The sequence below is a fragment of the Leisingera sp. ABM4_103 genome (assembly GCF_056158685.1).
Window position 1 is genome coordinate 2902310 of record NZ_JBSWTU010000005.1, and the last position, 18537, is coordinate 2920846.

20 protein-coding genes are annotated in these 18537 nt (G+C 64.2%); 8 read left to right on the forward strand and 12 right to left on the reverse strand.

Annotated features, from left to right (window positions below; genetic code table 11):
* Nucleotides 1–25 precede the first annotated feature (25 nt).
* The 3 genes from ACXAED_RS16020 (at nucleotide 26) to ACXAED_RS16030 (ending at nucleotide 2621) form a co-directional block, all read left to right on the forward strand.
* Nucleotides 26–949 (forward strand): DMT family transporter, encoded by a 924-nt coding sequence (locus ACXAED_RS16020; RefSeq protein ID WP_475051340.1) that lies wholly within the window; start codon nucleotides 26–28, stop codon nucleotides 947–949.
* Nucleotides 950–1092: 143 nt separating this feature from the next.
* Nucleotides 1093–1758 (forward strand): sulfotransferase family 2 domain-containing protein, encoded by a 666-nt coding sequence (locus tag ACXAED_RS16025; protein ID WP_475051342.1) that lies wholly within the window; start codon nucleotides 1093–1095, stop codon nucleotides 1756–1758.
* A 182-nt stretch (nucleotides 1759–1940) separates the two neighbouring features.
* On the forward strand, nucleotides 1941–2621 hold the full coding sequence (locus ACXAED_RS16030) for a Hint domain-containing protein (RefSeq protein WP_475051344.1): 681 nt from the start codon (nucleotides 1941–1943) through the stop codon (nucleotides 2619–2621).
* 70 nt (nucleotides 2622–2691) lie between these two features.
* Here ACXAED_RS16030 and ACXAED_RS16035 read toward each other — a convergent pair whose 3' ends face one another.
* From ACXAED_RS16035 to ACXAED_RS16075, 9 genes are all read right to left on the reverse strand, one after another.
* Nucleotides 2692–4893 carry a 3-hydroxyacyl-CoA dehydrogenase NAD-binding domain-containing protein gene (locus ACXAED_RS16035; RefSeq protein ID WP_475051345.1) on the reverse strand — a complete coding sequence of 734 codons (2202 nt, stop codon included), beginning with the start codon at nucleotides 4891–4893 and terminating at the stop codon, nucleotides 2692–2694.
* Entirely contained in the window at nucleotides 4890–5375 is a 486-nt protein-coding gene (locus tag ACXAED_RS16040) for a cupin domain-containing protein (protein ID WP_475051347.1), read from the reverse strand. Before ACXAED_RS16040 ends, ACXAED_RS16035 begins: the two co-directional genes overlap by 4 nt.
* Nucleotides 5375–6586 carry an acetyl-CoA C-acetyltransferase gene (locus ACXAED_RS16045; RefSeq protein WP_475051348.1) on the reverse strand — a complete coding sequence of 404 codons (1212 nt, stop codon included), beginning with the start codon at nucleotides 6584–6586 and terminating at the stop codon, nucleotides 5375–5377. The genes ACXAED_RS16040 and ACXAED_RS16045 overlap by 1 nt, the downstream gene beginning before the upstream one ends.
* 10 nt (nucleotides 6587–6596) lie before the next feature.
* Complete coding sequence (locus tag ACXAED_RS16050) at nucleotides 6597–7229, reverse strand: glutathione S-transferase family protein (protein WP_475051349.1); 633 nt, start codon at nucleotides 7227–7229, stop codon at nucleotides 6597–6599.
* Nucleotides 7230–7507: 278 nt separating this feature from the next.
* A complete protein-coding gene (locus ACXAED_RS16055; RefSeq protein WP_475051351.1) occupies nucleotides 7508–8656 on the reverse strand; it encodes an acyl-CoA dehydrogenase family protein in 1149 nt (382 codons plus the stop codon).
* Nucleotides 8657–8682: 26 nt separating this feature from the next.
* Complete coding sequence (locus ACXAED_RS16060) at nucleotides 8683–8895, reverse strand: hypothetical protein (RefSeq protein WP_008556741.1); 213 nt, start codon at nucleotides 8893–8895, stop codon at nucleotides 8683–8685.
* 73 nt (nucleotides 8896–8968) lie between these two features.
* A complete protein-coding gene (locus ACXAED_RS16065; protein WP_475051353.1) occupies nucleotides 8969–10750 on the reverse strand; it encodes an acyl-CoA dehydrogenase C-terminal domain-containing protein in 1782 nt (593 codons plus the stop codon).
* Nucleotides 10751–10825: 75 nt separating this feature from the next.
* Nucleotides 10826–11227, reverse strand: coding sequence for a MerR family transcriptional regulator (locus ACXAED_RS16070; RefSeq protein ID WP_475051355.1), 402 nt, complete (start codon nucleotides 11225–11227; stop codon nucleotides 10826–10828).
* A gap of 413 nt (nucleotides 11228–11640) precedes the next feature.
* Nucleotides 11641–12009 carry a MerR family transcriptional regulator gene (locus ACXAED_RS16075; protein WP_475051356.1) on the reverse strand — a complete coding sequence of 123 codons (369 nt, stop codon included), beginning with the start codon at nucleotides 12007–12009 and terminating at the stop codon, nucleotides 11641–11643.
* Between the two features lie 124 nt (nucleotides 12010–12133).
* Between ACXAED_RS16075 and ACXAED_RS16080 the strand changes: the two genes are divergently transcribed.
* The 3 genes from ACXAED_RS16080 to ACXAED_RS16090 are packed head-to-tail and all read left to right on the forward strand — an operon-like array spanning nucleotide 12134 to nucleotide 14395.
* The gene (locus ACXAED_RS16080) at nucleotides 12134–12556 is read left to right on the forward strand and encodes a PaaI family thioesterase (RefSeq protein ID WP_475051358.1); all 423 of its coding nucleotides are present in this window, start codon (nucleotides 12134–12136) and stop codon (nucleotides 12554–12556) included.
* The gene (locus ACXAED_RS16085; protein WP_475051359.1) at nucleotides 12553–13071 is read left to right on the forward strand and encodes a PaaI family thioesterase; all 519 of its coding nucleotides are present in this window, start codon (nucleotides 12553–12555) and stop codon (nucleotides 13069–13071) included. Before ACXAED_RS16080 ends, ACXAED_RS16085 begins: the two co-directional genes overlap by 4 nt.
* A 4-nt stretch (nucleotides 13072–13075) precedes the next feature.
* Nucleotides 13076–14395, forward strand: a complete 1320-nt coding sequence (locus tag ACXAED_RS16090; protein ID WP_475051361.1) for an MATE family efflux transporter — start codon at nucleotides 13076–13078, stop codon at nucleotides 14393–14395.
* A gap of 111 nt (nucleotides 14396–14506) precedes the next feature.
* Here ACXAED_RS16090 and arsC read toward each other — a convergent pair whose 3' ends face one another.
* From arsC to ACXAED_RS16105, 3 genes are read right to left on the reverse strand one after another with little or no spacing between them, the layout of a single operon-like run.
* The gene (arsC, locus tag ACXAED_RS16095; protein WP_475051363.1) at nucleotides 14507–14848 is read right to left on the reverse strand and encodes an arsenate reductase (glutaredoxin); all 342 of its coding nucleotides are present in this window, start codon (nucleotides 14846–14848) and stop codon (nucleotides 14507–14509) included.
* Complete coding sequence (locus ACXAED_RS16100; RefSeq protein ID WP_475051364.1) at nucleotides 14845–15903, reverse strand: quinone-dependent dihydroorotate dehydrogenase; 1059 nt, start codon at nucleotides 15901–15903, stop codon at nucleotides 14845–14847. Before ACXAED_RS16100 ends, arsC begins: the two co-directional genes overlap by 4 nt.
* A complete protein-coding gene (locus ACXAED_RS16105) occupies nucleotides 15900–16238 on the reverse strand; it encodes a DUF952 domain-containing protein (protein ID WP_475051366.1) in 339 nt (112 codons plus the stop codon). The genes ACXAED_RS16100 and ACXAED_RS16105 overlap by 4 nt, the downstream gene beginning before the upstream one ends.
* A gap of 253 nt (nucleotides 16239–16491) precedes the next feature.
* Here ACXAED_RS16105 and ACXAED_RS16110 point away from each other — a divergent pair, with 253 nt between their 5' ends.
* Together ACXAED_RS16110 and ACXAED_RS16115 are read left to right on the forward strand one after the other, a co-directional pair.
* Nucleotides 16492–18072 carry a bifunctional metallophosphatase/5'-nucleotidase gene (locus tag ACXAED_RS16110; RefSeq protein WP_475051367.1) on the forward strand — a complete coding sequence of 527 codons (1581 nt, stop codon included), beginning with the start codon at nucleotides 16492–16494 and terminating at the stop codon, nucleotides 18070–18072.
* Nucleotides 18073–18224: 152 nt separating this feature from the next.
* The gene (locus tag ACXAED_RS16115; protein WP_475051368.1) at nucleotides 18225–18533 is read left to right on the forward strand and encodes a DnaJ family domain-containing protein; all 309 of its coding nucleotides are present in this window, start codon (nucleotides 18225–18227) and stop codon (nucleotides 18531–18533) included.
* Nucleotides 18534–18537 lie beyond the last annotated feature (4 nt).

The following is an 18537-nucleotide window of genomic DNA, read 5'->3' on the forward strand; positions in this document are numbered from 1 at the left end:
GAAAGTTGCGGGCAATGGGAAGAGCATGAAACAAACAGCAACGCTTAATGCGGAGACCAGCAGCCAGGCGGCAGCAGCCCAAGCCATGCTTACGGCCATGCTGATCATCGGCATCACCGACAATGCCGTGCCGCTGATGGCTGAGCATATCGGCCTGGGGCAGTTCTATCTGATGCGCAGCTTTGTGGCGCTGCCGTTCCTGTGGCTGATGGCACGGGCCGGGCTGGGCGGGCTCCGCTGCCGCAACTTCGGCGCCGTGCTGTTGCGCGCGGTTCTGGTGGCGGTGTCGATGGTGTTTTACTTCTCCGCCGTGGCGCTGATGCCGATTGCGCAGGCGCTGGCGGGGCTGTTCACCTCGCCGATTCTGATCGTGGTGATCTCTGTCCTGTTCCTCAGAATGCGGATCGGCTGGGTCCGGGTTGCGGCCGTGCTCTGCGGCTTTGCAGGCGTGCTGATGGTGCTGCAGCCTGATCCCGCGGCCTTCAACTGGCTGATCCTGGTTCCGGTGGCGGGCGGGCTGTTCTATGCGCTCGGTTCGCTGGCGACCGGATTGTACTGCCAGGGGGAAAGCACAGTTGCGATGCTGTTCATCTACCTGCTGGTCCAGGGTTTTCTGGGCGCGATGCTGCTGGCCGGGCTGGAGATCTGGCCGCAGGCGGTGCCCGCGGGCGCCGATGGCTTTGTCACCCGCGGATGGGTCTGGCCGCTGTGGGATATATCGCATCTGATCCTGCTGCAGGGCTGCGCCGCGGTCGGCGGCGTGTTCCTGATCACCAAGGCCTACCAGCTCGGCGAGGCGTCCTTTGTGGCAGTTTTCGAGTATTCGGTGATGATCGTCGGCCCGGGCGTTGCCTGGGCCTATTGGGGGCAAGCCCTGAACGTCTGGCAGCTGCTGGGGATCGCGCTGATCATCGCGGCGGGGTCCACCATCGCGCTGCGGTCGCGATAGCCGGGGCAGGGGCGCTGCCCCTCTTGGCCCCTCGGGCCAATTCACCCCGGAGTATTTTTGCAAAGGTGAAACGGCGGGGGCGTCTGAGCCGGCGGGTGCGGATCGGCATTTCCATCTCCGGATCAATGCCATAGGGTTTGCTCATGATCCTGTCTCAAGGCCGCCGGTACGTCTTTATCCATATTCCCAAGACCGGCGGCACCGCGCTGTCGCTGGCGCTGGAGGCGCGCGCCATGGCGGACGACATGATGCTGGGCGACACGCCGAAAGCGCTGAAACGCCGCCGCCGGCTGAAGGACGCACAGGCGCGCGGCCGTCTGTGGAAGCACTCCTCCCTTGCCGATATCGACGGGCTGGTGCCGGAAGAAACCCTGCGCGGGCTGTTTGCCTTTACCATGGTGCGCAACCCCTGGGACCGCGCGGTGAGCTATTATCACTGGCTGCGGGAGCAAAGCTTTGATCATCCGGCCATCGGCCTGGCGCAAAGCCTGGCGTTCCGCGCCTTTGTGCAGCACCCTGATGTCATCAAAGCCTTCCGCGGCAGCCCGGCGTCCTCCTACATGCGCCATGCCGACGGGACTGAGCAGTGCGGTCTCTATATCCGGCTGGAGCATTTCAAGGACGACGCGCAGCCGCTGTTCGACCATCTCGGCTTTGCGCTGGATCTGCCGCGCGCCAACGAAAGCGGACGGCAGCGCGACTGGCGGCCCTATTATGACGAGGCCTCTGCTGACGCCATTGCCACCGCCTGCGCGCAGGATATCGCGCAATTTGAATACTCTTTTAACGATTCCCTCCTATCCAAGTGACGTGATGCAGCGCTGAGATTGCCAGGCTGGGACTTGAACCGGCACCGGCCATCCTGATTGGCGCGAAAACGTAAACATTGACCGGTTTTTGCCTCAATTCCGGCCCATAAGCGGCAAGGAATAAAAGAAAAGATCGGATCGGCCAAAGGGCGCGCCGCCTTGGCTGCAGGAAAGGAACGCAGATGCTGGATTGGCTTCTGAAACGCTCACAGGTGCCGATGGAACGCGCCATGAACAGCGGCTTTCCCCTGATCCCTGTGGGTCAGGGCGGTTTTCTGGCGGGCACGCATGTGGCCTCCAACCTGGGCTGGCGTCCGGTGGAGGCACTGACGCCGGGCGACAAGGTGCTGACTTTTGATCACGGAATGCAGGTGATTGCGGAACTGCAGCGCGAAACCATACTGCCGGGCGAGGGGGAGCTGGAACCGGCCCGATGCCCGCTGCTGGTGCCGCGCGATGCGCTGATGAACCGGGTGCCCCTGTGGCTGATGCCGGATCAGGGCGTGCTCTTGGAGAGCGAGCTGGTCGAGGACGCACAGGGCGACCCATTTGCTGTTGTTCCGGCCTGCGCGCTGGAAGGCTACCGCGGCATCCGCCGCATGCATCCGGGCGCGCAGCTGGATCTGGTCACGCCGCGCTTTGCCCAGGACCAGGTGATCTATCTGGAGGCCGGCATGCTGGGCTTCTCAGCCGCGCCGCGCAACCTGATGTGCGGCCGGGTGTTCCAGGAGGACAGCGCCTACAGGGTGCTGCCGCCCGAGGAGGCGCGCGGGCTGGTGCTGTCGATCATGGCTGAGGATGAGCATTGGACTGCCCCTGGCGCCGGCGGGGTCCGGGCAGACTGCCAGCCGCCGCTGAGCTGATAGGCGGCACCGGAGTTTCAACTGAAAACGGCCAGGGTCATCCCTGGCCGTTCTGTGTTTACAAAGGCCGTCAGGCCGCCGCGGAGTCTTCCGGGGCAAAGCGGGTGTAGAAGCTCTGGCCTTTCTCCGCCATCTCGCGCAGCAGCGCCGGGCAGGTGAAACGCTCGCCGAACTTCTCCGTCAGGCTGTCGCAACGCTCGGCTGCGTAGGGCGTGCCCAGGATGTCCAGCCAGCTGAGCGGCCCGCCCGACCAAGGCGCAAAGCCCCAGGCCAGGATCGCGCCCACGTCGCCCTCGCGGATGTCCATCAGCACGCCTTCCTCCAGCGCCCGCACGGCCTCAAGCACCTGCGCAAACATCAGCCGTTCCTGCACTTCGATCAGATCGGGCTGTTCGGCCGCCAGCGGGTATTTCTCCTGCAGGCCCTTCCAGTATTCGACGCGCTTGCCCTTGTCGTCGTATTCGAAGAAGCCCGCATTGGCCTTGCGCCCCAGACGGCCCTGTTCCTCCATCCAGAAGATCAGGTCATCCGCCGGGCTTTCCGGATAGGCATCGCCCATCGCCGCCTTGGTGGCGCGGGCAATCTTGGCCCCCAGATCAATCGAGGTCTCATCGGTCAGCTGCACCGGCCCCACCGGGAAGCCCAGCTGCCGCGCCGCGTTGTCGATCAGCACGGGCGAGACGCCCTCGGTGATCATCCGCATCCCTTCGTTGATGTAGGGGATGATGCAGCGGTTGGCGTAGAAGAAGCGCGCATCGTTGACCACGATCGGCGTCTTGCGGATCTGGCGCACATAGTCCAGCGCCTTGGCCACCGCGCGGTCCCCGGTTTCCTTGCCCTTGATGATCTCCACCAGGAACATCTTCTCGACCGGCGAGAAGAAGTGGATGCCGATGAACTGCTCCGGACGGCTCGAGGCCTTGGCCAGCTCGGTGATCGGCAGGGTGGAGGTGTTGGAGGCAAAGATGCAGTCCTCGGGGATGATCGCCTCGACCTTCTTGGTCATCTCGGCCTTGACACCCGGATCCTCGAACACCGCCTCAATGATCAGGTCGCAGCCCTTCAGCGCCTCCAGATCGGTGGTCGCGGTGATCTGTGCGAGCAGCGCTTCCTTCTTCTCCTCGGTCGCCTTGCCGCGCTTGATGCCCTTATCCATATAGGACGCGGAATAGGCCTTGCCCTTGTCGGCAGCCTCCTGGTCGCGGTCGATCAGCACCACTTCCATACCCGCCTGGGCGGAGACCAGCGCGATGCCTGCGCCCATCATGCCGGCACCCAGCACGCCGACCTTCTTGACCGACTGGTCCGGCACACCCTTGGGCCGCACCGCGCCTTTTTCCAGCGCCTGCTTGTTCAGGAACAGCGAGCGGATCATGGCGGAGGACGAGGGGTTCATCAGCACCGAAGTGAAGTGCCTTGCCTCGATCTTCAGTGCGGTGTCGAAATCGACCAGGGCGCCCTCATAGATCGACGACAGCAGCGCCTTGGCCGCCGGAAACGCGCCTTGGGTCTTGCCGTGCACCATTGCCGAGGCGCCGACAAAGGTCATGAAGCCCGCGGGGTGATAGGGCGCGCCGCCCGGCATCTTGTAACCCTTGGCGTCCCAGGGCTTGACCAGATCGGCGTCCTTGGCGTTCAGCACCCATTCCTTGGCCGCCGCCAGCGGATCCTCGGCCACGGCGTCGATCAGCTGCGCGCCCTTGGCCTTCTTCGGGTCCATCATCTTGCCTTCCAGCAGGACCGGAGCCGCCGCCATCGCGCCCACCATACGGGAATAGCGCATGGTGCCGCCGCCGCCGGGGAAGATACCGATCATGATTTCCGGCAGGCCGATCTTGGCCTTCGGGTTGTCGGTCATCACCCGGTGATGGCAGGCCAGCGCAATCTCGGTGCCGATGCCCGCGCAGGTGCCGTTGATGGCGCAGGCCACCGGCTTGCCGCCCTTCTTGGTCTTCGGGTCCATGCCCGCCAGCTCCAGCTTGCGCAGGATGCGGTGGCCGCCCATGGTGAAGTCGAACAGGCCCTGGGCCGGGTTGTCGCCAAACTCCTCGCGGATGGTGGCCAGCACGTTCAGATCCATGCCACCGGCAAAGTCTTTCTTGCCAGAGGTGATGACGATGCCTTTGACGGCTTCGTCTTCCAGTGCCCGGTCAACATATTCTTCCACCAGGCCAAAGGCTTCGCGGGTGAGCACGTTCATGCTCTTGCCCTCGGCGTCCCAGGTGATGATTGCGACGCCGTCCGCGTCCACGTTGTATTTGAAATCGCTCATGAATTTTCTCCAGTCTGGTCAGCCGTCAGCGGGCTGCCGTCCTTACGGGTGAAGGTGAACTGCCCTTCGGCAAATTTCACCATCATGTCCAAATCGCTGTAATAGCCGGTCTCGGTTGCGGTGCGGGTGCCCGCCACCAGAAAGGCGGCAGGCTTGTCCGACCGGTTCACCAGATGATGGCCGTTCTCGTCTCCCGCCGGGAAGGCGGCGCAGTCGCCCGGCATCATCTCGTGCGCGCCCTGATCGTCGATCAGGGTGCAGGTGCCCTCAGTCACCATCACGAACTCGTCCTGCTCCATGTGGTAGTGGCGCAGGGACGACATCGCGCCCGGCTCCAGCCGCACGATGTTGACGCCGAACTGGCTGAGCCCGCCCGGATCGCCCAGCGGCTGCACGCTGCGGCCGGCACAGGCCTCAGCCAGCTTGCCGGGGTAGCCCGAGCCGGTCCGCCAGGGGAGCTGGGAAAGGTCCAGCTTCGGCATCAGACCCGCTCGATGATGGTGGCTGCACCCATGCCGGATGCAATGCACAGGGTGGCGAGACCGGTCTGCTTGTCCTGCCGTTCCAGCTCATCCAGCAGGGTGCCGATGATGATCGCGCCGGTGGCGCCCAGCGGGTGGCCCATAGCGATGGAGCCGCCGTTGACGTTCACCAGCTCCGGGTCGACGTCAAAAGCCTGCTGGAACCGCAGCACGACAGAGGCGAAGGCTTCATTGACTTCGAACAGGTCGATGTCGCCGATCTGCATGCCGTTGTCGGCCAGGATTTTCTCGGTCACCGGCACCGGGCCGGTCAGCATGATGGTGGGATCGGTGCCGATCTTGGCGGTCGCCTTGATCCGCGCGCGCGGCTTCAGGCCGTGCTTCTCGCCAAACTCCTTGTTGCCGATCAGCAGCGCCGCGGCGCCGTCGACGATGCCGGAGGAGTTGCCCGCATGGTGAATGTGGTTGATCCGCTCCAGATGCGGATACTTCAGCATCGCCACCTTGTCGAAGCCCGGCATCTGTTCGCCCATCATCTGGAAGGCCGGGTTCAGCGAGCCAAGCGCCTGCATGTCGGTGCCGGGGCGCATGTATTCGTCATGATCCAGGATCGGCAGGCCGTTCTGATCGCGCACGGTAATCACCGACTTCTCGAACCGCTTCTCTTCCCACGCCTTCGCCGCGCGGCGCTGGGATTCCATCGCCAAAGCGTCCGCCTGATCGCGGGTAAAGCCGTATTCGGTTGCGATGATATCTGCCGAGATACCCTGCGGCACGAAATAGGTCTCCATCGCGAGACTCGGGTCAACGGCAATCGCGGCGCCGTCGCTGCCCATGGCCACCCGGCCCATCATCTCGACGCCGCCCGCGATATAGGCATCGCCCGCGCCGCCCTTCACCTGGTTTGCGGCCAGGTTCACGGCTTCCATGCCGGAGGCACAGAAGCGGTTGATGGCGAGGCCCGGAATGCGCTCATCCAGATCAGAGGCCAGCACGGCGGAGCGCGCCAGGCAGCCGCCCTGTTCCATCACCTGGGTCACGTTGCCCCAGATCACATCCTCGACCGCGTGGCCTTCCAGATTGTTGCGCTCCTTGATCGCGTTCAGCGTCAGGGCGGAGAGGCGCACAGAGGTCACCTCATGCAAGGAGCCGTCCTTGCGTCCCTTGCCGCGCGGGGTGCGCAGCGCGTCATAGATATATGCGTCTGTCATCTTGCTCTCCTCAGGCCCGGTCCGACGGGTTGCCGGGCATCAAGTCATAGGGGTGTTTCCAGCCGGGCAGGGCGCTGATGCGGTCCAGCCAGGCGTCGATATGGGGCCATGCGGCCCGGTCGAAGCCAAAGGGCTCCGGGTAAAACAGATAGCCGCAGCAGGTCAGATCGGCGTTGGTGACGCCGTCGCCCACGATCCACTCGCGGCCCTGCAGATGGGTGTCCAGGGTTTTGAAGGCAGCCTTCAGGCGGCCCTGCATGAAGGCAATCACCTCCTGCGGGCGTTTGTCTTCGGGGATGAAGTTCATCAGAAAGCGGGTCATGCCGGCCTGGCTGGACAGTTTGTGGTTGTCCCACAGCACCCAGCGCAGCACTTCGTACTTGTCTTCCGGCGCGCCGGCGAACTTGCCGGTCTTGTCGCTGATGTATTGCTGGATCACGCCGGACTGCGACAGGCGCAGATCGCCGTCCACCAGCACCGGCGCTTCGGCCATCACATTGAGGCCGCGATAATCATCGGTGCGGTGCGCGCCGCCGAAGAAATCGACAAACACCGGCTCCCAGGCCAGGCCCGACAGCTCCAGCGCCAAGGCTGCCTTGTAGGAATGGCCGCTTTCGCCGAAGCAATGCAGTTTGATTGTCATGTGTTGCTCCCTGTGTCTGCTGGCGGAGCGGGGGTTTCACACCCCCGCGCCCCCGTGGAGTATTTTTGGAAAGATGATGGGGCATTAACCCGCGTCTGCGCGCGGCGTGCTACCCTGGTCTTGCGGTACAGGCTGGAGAGCCGATGGCCGTGAAAGGTGAAGACGTCCCTGCCCATTTGGCGAAGGCTTGGGGGCAGGGACACTGCCTTTGCTTCATCTTTCCCCAAATACTCAAAATCCATCATCGGCATCCCGCGTCGCGGCCGCGGCCCCTGTGCCTACAGCGACCGCGCAATCAGCTCCTTCATGATCTCATTGGTGCCGCCATAGATCCGCTGCACCCGGGCATCGGCCCACATCTCGCCCACCGCATATTCCTGCATGTAGCCATAGCCGCCGTGCAGCTGCAGGCATTCGTCCAGCACCTCGCCTTGGGTGTCGGTGATCCAGTATTTCGCCATCGCCGCCTTTTCGACGGTCAGCTTGCCCTCCAGGTGCTCGGCGATGCATTCGTCGAGGAAGGCGCGCGCGACCTTGGTCTTGGTCAGGCATTCGGCCAGCTTGAAGCGGGTGTTCTGAAATTGCAGGATCGGGCCGCCAAAGGCTTCGCGCTCCTTGCAGTAGGCGATGGTGCGCTCCACCGCGCCTTCCATCGCGCCGACCGCGCCGCAGGCGATGATCAGGCGCTCTTGCGGCAGCTGCTGCATCATCTGGTAGAAGCCCTGGCCTTCGGCACCGCCCAGGATGTTCTCCGGCGGGATCTCCACGTTATCAAAGAACAGCTCAGAGGTATCCGCCGCGTGGCAGCCGATCTTGTCGAGGTTACGGCCGCGGCTGAAGCCCGCGGCGCCGTCGGTTTCCACCGCCACCAGCGACACCCCCTTGGCACCTGCCGCCGGGTCGGTCTTGGCCGCGACCAGGATCAGGTTGGCGTGCTGGCCGTTGGTGATGAAGGTCTTCTGGCCGGTCAGCCGGTAGGCGTTGCCGTCTTTCAGCGCTTTGGTCTTGATCGCCTGCACGTCGGAGCCGGTGGAGGGCTCGGTCATCGCCAGCGCGCCGACCAGCTCGCCGGTCACCATCTTGGGCAGCCAGCGCGCCTTCTGCTCCTCTGTCCCGTAGGACAGGATGTAATGCGCCACGATGCCGGAGTGGATGCCGTGGCCCCAGCTCGCCAGATTGGCGCGGCTGCCTTCCATCAGGATCACAGCTTCATGCCCGAAATCGCCGCCCGCGCCGCCGTGTTCTTCGGGAACCGAAGGGCACAGCAGGCCCAGTTCGCCGGCCTGCTGCCAGGTCTCCCGGTCCATCATGCCCTGCTTGCGCCAGGTCTCGAACTTGGGCGTCCATTCATTGGTGATGAACTGAGCCGTCATTTCGGCAAGCATCTGGTGCTCTTCGGTCATCCATGCGGACTGCGTGCTGGTCATCTCTCTCCCCTTGGCCGCGTGCGGCCCTATTTCTTGCGTGCCTCCAGCTCGGCGTTGAACAGCCGCAGCCGGTGGGTCAGGTTCTCTTGGTCCGTCACACTGTCGAAATGCTCGAACAGGAATGACAGTGCTTCTCCCTCATCCAGCCCGGCCTCCTGGGCAAACTTCCTGAGCTTGCGGTAGCCGTCCTCGGTCATCGCGACAGGGAAGCGGCGGGTCAGGCGGAATCGTTTCGGCATTGTTCGGTCCTTTGCATGTCAAGGCACCGGCCGGGGCTGGTCCGGGCGCCCCGCGAGGGGGCGCCCAAAGGCATCAGAAGGCGTCCGCGTCCAGTGCCATCACCGTGTCCGCGCCGCTTTCGATGCGGGCCAGGTGCAGCTTGGTGGCGGGCAGCCGACGTGCCATATAGTACCGGCCGGTTGCGAGCTTCGTCTCATAGAACGCCGCGTCATCGGCCCCGGCGTCAAGCGCTTCCTGCGCCGCCTTGCCCATCTTGGCCCACATCAGGCCCAGGCAGACCTGACCGAACAGATGCATGAAGTCATAAGAGCCCGCCAGCGCATGGTTGGGATCCTTCATGCCGTTCTGCATGAAGAACATGCCAGCCGCCTGCAGATCCTTGGAGGCCGCCTGCAGGGGTTTGATGAAGTCCTTGGTGTAGTCCTCGGAAATATCTTTGTTTTCCTGGCAGAAGCTCTTCACCAGATCAAAGAACGCGAGGACGTACTTGCCGCCGTGCTGGCCCAGCTTGCGGCCCACCAGGTCCAGCGCCTGCACGCCGTTGGCGCCCTCGTAGATCATCGCGATGCGGGCGTCGCGGGTGTATTGCGACATGCCCCATTCCTCGATGTAGCCGTGGCCGCCATAGACCTGCTGCGCCTGCACGGTCATGTCATAGCCCTGATCGGTCAGGAAGCCCTTGATCACCGGCGTCATCAGCGAGATCAGGCCGTCGGCGTCCTTGTCGCCCGCACGGTGCGCCTGGTCGATCAGGGTGGCGCCCCACAAAAGGAACGCGCGCGCGCCTTCGGCAAAGCTTTTCTGGTCCATCAGCGAGCGGCGGATGTCCGGGTGCACGATCAGCGGATCGGCGGGGCCGTCCGGGTTCTTGGCGCCGGTCACGTCGCGGCCCTGCAGCCGGTCCTTGGCGTATTCCAGCGCGTTCTGATAGGCGGCCTCGGCCTGCGCCAGACCCTGCATGCCGACACCCAGGCGCGCTTCGTTCATCATGGTGAACATGGCGCGCATGCCCTTGTGCTCTTCGCCCAGCAGCCAGCCCACCGCGCCGTCATAGTTCATGACGCAGGTGGAGTTGCCGTGGATTCCCATCTTCTCTTCGATCTTGCCGACCGAGACGCCGTTGCGCTCGCCCAGCGAACCGTCCTCGTTCACCAGGAATTTGGGCACGATGAACAGGCTGACACCCTTGATGCCCTCGGGGCCGCCGGGGATCTTGGCCAGCACCAGGTGCACGATGTTGTCCGCCATGTCGTGATCGCCGGAGGAGATAAAGATCTTCTGGCCGGAGATGCGGAAGCTGCCGTCGCCCTGCGGTTCCGCCTTGGTGCGCATCAGGCCCAGGTCGGTGCCGCAATGCGGCTCGGTCAGGTTCATGGTGCCGGTCCACTCGCAGGAGACCATCTTGGGAAGATAGGTGTTCTTCTGCGCGTCGGTGCCATGCGCCAGGATCGCCGAGGCGGCGCCGTGGGTCAGGCCCTGGTACATCGTGAACGCCTGGTTCGCGGCCGAGAAGAACTCGCCCACTGCGGTGCCGATCACATAGGGCATGTTCTGGCCGCCGAACTCTTCCGGCATGTCGATGCCCGGCCAGCCGCCTTCCTTGACCTGCTCAAAGGCTTCCAGGAACCCTTTGGGCGTGTAGACCACGCCGTTTTCCAGGCGGCAGCCCTCCTGGTCGCCCACCACGTTCAGCGGGTGCAGCACTTCGCTGGCGATCTTGCCCGCTTCTTCCAGCACGGCACCGGTGAACTCCGGCTCCAGCTCGTTGTAGCCGGGAATATCCTGGCCGGAGACCTTCAGGACATCATGCAGGATAAACTGAGCGTCTTTCGCGGGGGCTGTATAAGAAGGCATTAGGATCCTCTTCGGGGGGCTTGTTGGACTTGGTTTGGGTGCCGGACAAGCCGGCAGATGGGGCAGGTCGGCTGCCTATTCGGCAGCCTTTTTCTGGGCCCGCATTGAGGCGATCATCTTTTCACCCCAGGCGAGCTGGTCTTTCAGGTCCTCGATCGCCTCGGTCAGCTCCTCGCGCTGGCGCTCCATATCGTTGAGCCGGTCCTTGGCAATCTCGTATGTCTTGGTCAGCTGCGTCACCTGCTGGTCGCCGACATGGTACAGGTCCAGCAGCTGGCGGATTTCCTCCAGGCTGAATCCGAACCGCTTGCCGCGCAGAATCAGCTTCAGGCGGGCGCGGTCGCGTTTGGTGAACAGCCGCTTCTGGCCGTCACGGATCGGGAACAGCAGTTCCTTGGCTTCGTAGAACCGCAAGGTACGGGGCGTTACGTCAAAGGCCTCGCACATCTCGCGGATGGTCATGGTTTTCTCTGTCATCATCGTCACTCTTACGGCTTGGTGCAGGCCTAAGCTGAGCACTTCCGGCTTTTCGATCAAGACTGACTTTACGTTTACGTAAGTTGTACGTTACGTCACTTCTGGGGGCGGTAACAGTTCGCAAAACGAACGTTAAATGACGCAACGTATCAATGAAGGGCAGAGGCCCGACCGGCAGCGGCCCCTGCTTGAAAGGGGCGGGCAGGGCCAAATCCGGTGGCCGGAACGCAGGCCGCAGGCACCGGGCCAGCGCCTGCCTGCGTCACGCGGGCCGGTGCTATTGCGGTGCAGAAGCTTGTTCAGAAATGAGAGCTGGCAGGCAGGGAATAGGTTGCCAGCACGCGGTGCCGGCGCCATCCCGCCGGAGGGGGCGCTAGTCCGGCAGGCGCTTGCGCCAAGCCGGACCTGGCGTCTTATTTCAGCTGCGCCTTGGTGCTGGCGCGCAGAGCGCTCAGCTCGTCGATGGCTTCGGTGATCTGTTCGCGCTGCTTTTCCAGCTCCACCAGCTGGCGGTCGGCCATTTCCATAAAGGCGTGGTTCTGGGCGTCGTTGCCCTCTTCCTCATAGATCAGCAGCCACTGGCGGATCTCTTCCAGCTGGAAGCCGAATTTGCGCCCGCGCAGGATCAGCTTCATCCGGGCGCGCTCGCGCGCACCGTAATACCGCGACCGGCCTTCGCGGTCCGGCTGCAGCAATTCGATGTATTCATAGTAGCGCAGCGTCCGCGGCGTAACGTCGAACTCTGCGCACATTTCTTTGAATGACAATCTGTTGTCGGTCATCCGTCGTCTCCCTTGCCGGGAACCTATGCACTTGCAGCGAACAGTGCAACCTCCGTGGCGGCACACTTGCGCTTTCGCCGGGCGGCAGCCAAAGATAGGGCAGAGATTTCAAAGGGACAGCCCCATGGCCGACAAGACCCAGCTCGCTCGCCAGTTCATCGAAGCGATCCCCCATGCCAAGCAACTGGGGATGAAACTGACGGAGATCGGCGACGGCACTGCAGAGATCCGCATGGCCTATGACGAAAAGCTGATCGGCGACCCGGCGACCGGGGTGATTCACGGCGGCGCGGTGTCGGCCCTGATGGACACATGCTGCGGCGCGGCTGTGATGAGCCACCCTTCGGCCCCCGGCGGCACCGCCACCATCGACCTGCGCATCGACTATATGCGGCCCGCCACACCCGGCCAGGCAATCACCACCCGCGCCACCTGCCACCACATCACCCGCACCGTTGCCTTTGTCCGCGCCGTGGCGATGGATGAGGACGCGGACCGCCCCGTCGCCACCGCCGCAGGCGCCTTTACCGTGGAGAAGAAGTTTTGAGCCGCCCCCGTCCCGAACCGATCCAGGTGGTCAAACAGCGCCGCGATGCCGCGCTGTCGGCGCTGGTGGACTCGGTGCCGTACATCCGCTTCCTGAACGTGACCTTCGACCGCCGCGGCGATGAGCTGACGGCGCAGCTCAACTTCGATGACAAGCTGATCGGCAATCCCTTCCTGCCGGCCATCCACGGCGGCGTGACCGCGGCGTTTCTCGAGATCACGTCGATGGTCACTCTCAACTGGTCCTTCCTCTGGCCGCGCATCGAATCCGGCGATCTGGACCCGGCGGAGATGGCCAAGGGCAACCTGCCGCGCCAGCCCAAGACCATCGACTTCACCGTCGACTACCTGCGCTCCGGCCTGCCGCGCGATGCCTATGCCCGCGCCCGGGTGAACCGCTCCGGCCGCCGCTACGCCTCGGTGCATGTGGAGGCCTGGCAGGACCACAAGGACAAGCTGTTTGCCCAGGCCACCGGCCATTTCCTGATGCCGCAGGACCCGAACGGCGAAGGCTGATTTCATGACCAGCGCGGCTTCGGACATCACCCACAAACGGGTGCTCAGCATCGCGTTGCCGATTGTCCTGTCCAATGTCACCGTGCCGATACTGGGGGCCGTGGACACCGGCGTGGTCGGCCAGATGGGCGAGGCCGCACCGATTGGCGCAGTCGGCATCGGTGCCGCGATCCTGGCGGCGGTCTACTGGATTTTCGGCTTCCTGCGCATGGGCACCACCGGCCTCGCCGCTCAGGCGCGCGGGGCAGGGGACTGGGCCGAGACCGGGGCGCTCCTGATGCGCGGGCTGCTGCTGGCCTTTGCCGCCGGAGCGCTGTTTATCATCGCGCAAGCCGCGGTGTTCTGGGGCGCCTTCGCGCTGGCACCTGCCAGCCCGGAAGTCGAAACCCTGGCTCGCGGTTATTTGGAGATCCGCATTTGGGGTGCGCCGGCCACCATCGGCCTTTATGCAGTGACCGGTTGGCTGATCGCGGTGGAGCGCACCCGCGGCGTGTTTCTGCTGCAGGTCTGGATGAACGGGTTGAACATCGTTCTGGACCTGTGGTTCGTGCTGGGCCTTGGCTGGGGCGTGGAGGGTGTCGCCCTGGCCACGCTGATTGCCGAATGGACCGGTCTGGCGCTGGGGCTGTACCTGTGCCGCGATGCCTTTGCCGGCGATCAGTGGCGCGACTGGGTGCGGGTGTTCGATGCGGTGCGGCTCAAGCGGATGATGCAGGTGAACGGCGACATCATGGTGCGCTCGGTTCTGCTCACGGGGTCCTTCACCACCTTCCTGTTCATCAGCTCAGGCGTGGGTGACGTGAACTTGGCCGCCAACCAGATCCTGCTGCAGTTCCTGTCGGTCACCGCCTTTGCGCTGGACGGCTTTGCCTTCGCCGCCGAAGCGCTGGTGGGCGGTGCGGTCGGCGCCCGGGCCCGCGTCAGGCTGCGCCGTGCGGCGGTGATTGCCGCGCAATGGAGCACCGGCGGTGCGCTGCTGCTGGGGGCGGGGTTCGCCTTGGCCGGACCTGCGGTGATCGACCTGATGGCCACCGCGCCGGAGGTGCGCGATGCGGGCCGTGTCTATCTGCTGTGGGTGGTGCTGGCGCCGGTGCTGAGCGTCGCGAGCTACATGTTCGATGGCATCTATATCGGCGCCACCTGGACCCGCGAGATGCGGCGGGCGATGGTGCAGGCGGTGGCGGTCTATGTGCTGGCACTGCTGCTGCTGGTGCCAGCGTTCGGCAATCACGGGCTGTGGGCGTCGCTGATGGTTCTTAACGTGGCCCGCGGAGTGACCTTGGGCCTGCGCTATCCGCGGCTGGAGGCGCAGGTGGGGGCTTGAGCGCACCGGAATTCTGCGAGAATTCCGGCCCGTTTTCCGGCGCGGAAAACAGGCGCTTCGCGCCAAAAAATCCTCGCAGGATTTTTGGCCGTTTCCCGCGCCGGGAAACGTTTACAGCAGCGTTTCAATTGCCTCGGTGGGGCGGCCGATCACCGCTTTGCCGTCTTTGATTGCAATCGGGCGTTCGATCAGGATCGGATGCGCGGCCATCGCCGCCAGCAGGTCCGTTTCGGCGCTGTCTTTCGTAAGGCCCAGCTCCTTGAAGACCTTCTCGCCGGTGCGCATCATCTCCACCGCGGATACGCCAAGCGCGGCTTGCACCTGCTTGATCTCCTCAACTGACGGTGCGTCCTGCAAATAGAGCCGCGGCTCGACCTCAGCGCCGCGCTCTTCCAGCAGCGCCAGGCCGGCCCGGGATTTCGAACAGCGGGGGTTATGCCAGTAGGTGATCACAGCCAATCCTTCCGTTTCGTGCCAACCGCTTGCGCGACGTTCTCAAATCCGTCGCGGGCCAGCAATTCATCCAGCCCGCGGGCAATATCGCCCGCCAGCGACAGCCCGCCATAGACCATCGCGGTGTAGAACTGCACCGCCGAGGCGCCGGCGCAGATCTTGGCATAGGCCTGTTCCGCCGTGCTGATGCCGCCGACACCGACCAGCGGCACTTGGCCCTCCAGAAGCTCCGACAGCTGCGCCAGGACCCGGGTGGATTTCTCAAACAGCGGCGCGCCGGACAACCCGCCGGCCTCGCCCTTGTGGGCGCTCCGCAGACCGTCGCGGGACAGGGTGGTGTTGGTGGCAATCACCGCATCGATGCCGCTCTCAACGGCGACGGCGGCAATGTCCTCGATCCCGGCGCGGTCCAGATCCGGCGCGATCTTCAGGAACACCGGCACCCGGCGGCTGAGGCTGTTGCGGGTTTCAATCACACCGGCCAGCAGCGCCGACAAGGCCGCCTTGCCCTGCAGGTCGCGCAGCTTCTCGGTGTTGGGCGACGACACATTGACGGTAGCGAAGTCCAGATGCGCGCCGCAATGCGCTAGCACCTTGGCGAAATCCGCAGCGCGGTCGGCGCTGTCTTTGTTGGCGCCCAGGTTCAGCCCGATCACTGCATCGCGCGGCCGCTGGGAGAGGCGCATGCCAATCGCCTCCATGCCCTCGTTGTTGAAGCCGAAGCGGTTGATCGCGGCCTTGTCCTCGGTCAGGCGGAACAGGCGCGGTTTGGGGTTTCCGGGCTGCGGGCGGGGCGTTGCTGCGCCGACCTCAATGAAGCCGAAGCCTGATTCCGCCAGCGGCGCCAGCGCCTCAGCGTTCTTGTCATAGCCCGCGGCCAGACCAACCGGGTTCGGCAGCTCAACCCCCGCCAGCGTGGTCTTCAGCCGCGCCGAAGTCACCGGGCCGGGAGCAGGCGCGAGCCCCATGGTCAGCGCCTTGACCGACAGCCCGTGCGCTGCTTCCGGATCAATCCGGTGCATCGCCGCCAGGGCCAGTTTCTCCGTCAGCTTCATGCCATCTCCTCCGGGAAACGGTGGCTGCCCTCCACCAGCGGCAGCGGCTTGGCCCAGATCACGTCGGACATGCGGATGTTGCGGTAGAGATGCGGGAACTTGGCACCGCCGCGGGACACTTCCCACTTCAGGTCATCGCCCATCGCGTCTGCATCGCAGGCCAGCAGGGTCAGCCCCGCGGCGCCTGCAAAGTGCTTGGCTGCGGTTTCCGCGGCCTGGGTTGCGGTGGAGAAATGGACATAGCCGTCCGCCACATCAATCGGCGCGCCCGGCGTCTCGCCCTCGGCTTGCAGCGCGGCCCATTCGTCCGCCCGGAAAATCTTGTAAATCAGCATGCAGGCCTGATGCCCTGCGTCGGCGGATGAATCAAGGGGGATTGGGGATAACTGCAATTTCGGAGGGCCGCGCCTGACCCTGGGAGGGTGTGAAAGCGCCCTCCCGTGGGGAGGGTCGGGCGCGGCCCGGGCTTTTGCCCGGACCAATATGTTCTGCTGACGTGAGGGGACACAGACTTCTGTCTTTTCCCCTTTGACCGGCGCGGGCTTTGGGCGCAGGCTTGGTCAAAACGGAACAACGGGAGCGCTCCTCATGATTGCACGCATTCTCACATCGGTTGCAGCCCTGGCCCTGACCGCCGGTGCGGCGGCGGCGGAGTACAAGCTGACCATCCTGCACACCAACGACTTCCACTCGCGGTTCGAGCCGATCAACAAATACGACAGCACCTGCGATGCCGAGGATCAGGCCGAGGGGAAGTGCTTTGGCGGCACCGCGCGGCTGGTGACGGCCATAGCGGACGCGCGGGCGCGGGCGGAGAATGCGATCCTGGTGGATGGCGGCGACCAGTTCCAGGGCTCGCTGTTCTACACCTATTACAAGGGCAAGGCCGCGGCGGAGTTCATGAACCAGCTGGACTATGACGGGATGACCGTCGGCAACCATGAGTTCGACGACGGCCCGGAGGTGTTGCGCGGCTTCATGGATGCGGTGGGTTTTCCTGTCCTGATGTCCAATGCGGATGTGTCCGCCGAACCGGCGCTGGCCGATGTGCTGAAGAAATCCACGGTGATCGAGCGGGGCGGCGAGAGGATCGGCCTGATCGGCCTGACGCCGGAGGACACGCATGAACTGGCGAGCCCCGGCAAGAACGTGCATTTCTCTGATCCCGTGGCGGCGGTGCAGGCGGAGGTGGACCGGCTGACCGCCGAAGGGGTGAACAAGATCGTGGTGCTCAGCCACTCCGGCTATGGCGTCGACCAGCGGGTGGCGGCGGAAACCACCGGAGTCGATGTGATCGTCGGCGGTCATTCGAACACCTATCTGTCCAACACCTCGGACAAGGCTGTTGGACCGTATCCCACCGTGGTGAATGGGGTACAGATCGTGCAGGCCTATGCCTATGGCAAGTTCCTGGGCGAGCTGAACGTGACCTTCGACAATGCAGGCAATGTGGTCAGCGCCGTTGGCGAGCCGCTGATCATGGATGCCGCGGTCAGTGAGGACGCGGACACCCTGGACCGGATTGCTGAGCTGGCGCAGCCCTTGGACGAGATCCGCAATAAGGTGGTGGCGGAGGCGGCTGAACCCATCGAAGGAAGCCGCGAAGTGTGCCGGGTGCAGGAATGCCAGATGGGCAATCTGGTGGCTGACGCGATGCTCGACCGGGTCAAGGATCAAGGCGTGACCATCGCCATCGCGAACTCTGGCGGGATCCGTGCCAGCCTGGACGCGGGGGAGGTCACCATGGGCGAGGTGCTGACCATCCTGCCATTCCAGAACACGCTTTCCACTTTCGAAATTGACGGCAAAACGCTGGTGGCAGCGCTGGAAAACGGGGTCAGCCAGGTGGAGGACGTCAAGGGCCGCTTCCCGCAGGTGGCGGGGCTGAAATTCAGCTGGGACAGCTCTGCCGCGCCGAACGCGGGCCGCATCACCGAGGTGATGGTGGCAGAGGGGGATGGCTTCGTTCCCATTGATCCCGCCAAGACCTATGTGGTGGTCACCAACGACTATGTCCGCAATGGCGGTGATGGCTATGCGATGTTCGAAGGGGACGACAAGAACGCCTACGACTTTGGCCCGGACCTGGCCGATGTTTTGGCGGAATACCTGGCGGCGCAAGGCCCGTATACGCCCTATACCGACGGGCGGATTGCGCAGGTGAACTAAGCGTCTGCATATAGGTCCGGACCGGACCTAATGTTGCGCGCGCGAAACATTCGGGCAGGAGGGCTGCCGCATTATTTTGAGAGGCTGGCAACCTTTGCCGGCGCTTCGTTAACGGGCTGGCGGGTGGCTTGGCGGCATGGCAGAATGCCCCCATGGACCACCCGCTGATCGACCTCATCAACGCCCGCATCGAAGCAGCCGAGAAGGATGGCGCCTTTGACAATCTGCAAGGCGCGGGAAAGCCGCTGCCCAAATGCGATGACCCGGAAAATGAGCTGGTCAACCGGCTGGTGCGCGAGAGCGGCGGGGTGCCGGAGTTCGTCAGCCTGTCGCGTGAGCTGCAGCGGCTGCGAACCGAACTGCGCGAGACCGGCGACCGCAGCCGCCGGCAGGAGATCCTGAAAGAGATGTCGATGATGGACGCGCGGATCGAGCTGGCGCGCAAGGCCTACGCGAAGTAGGCCC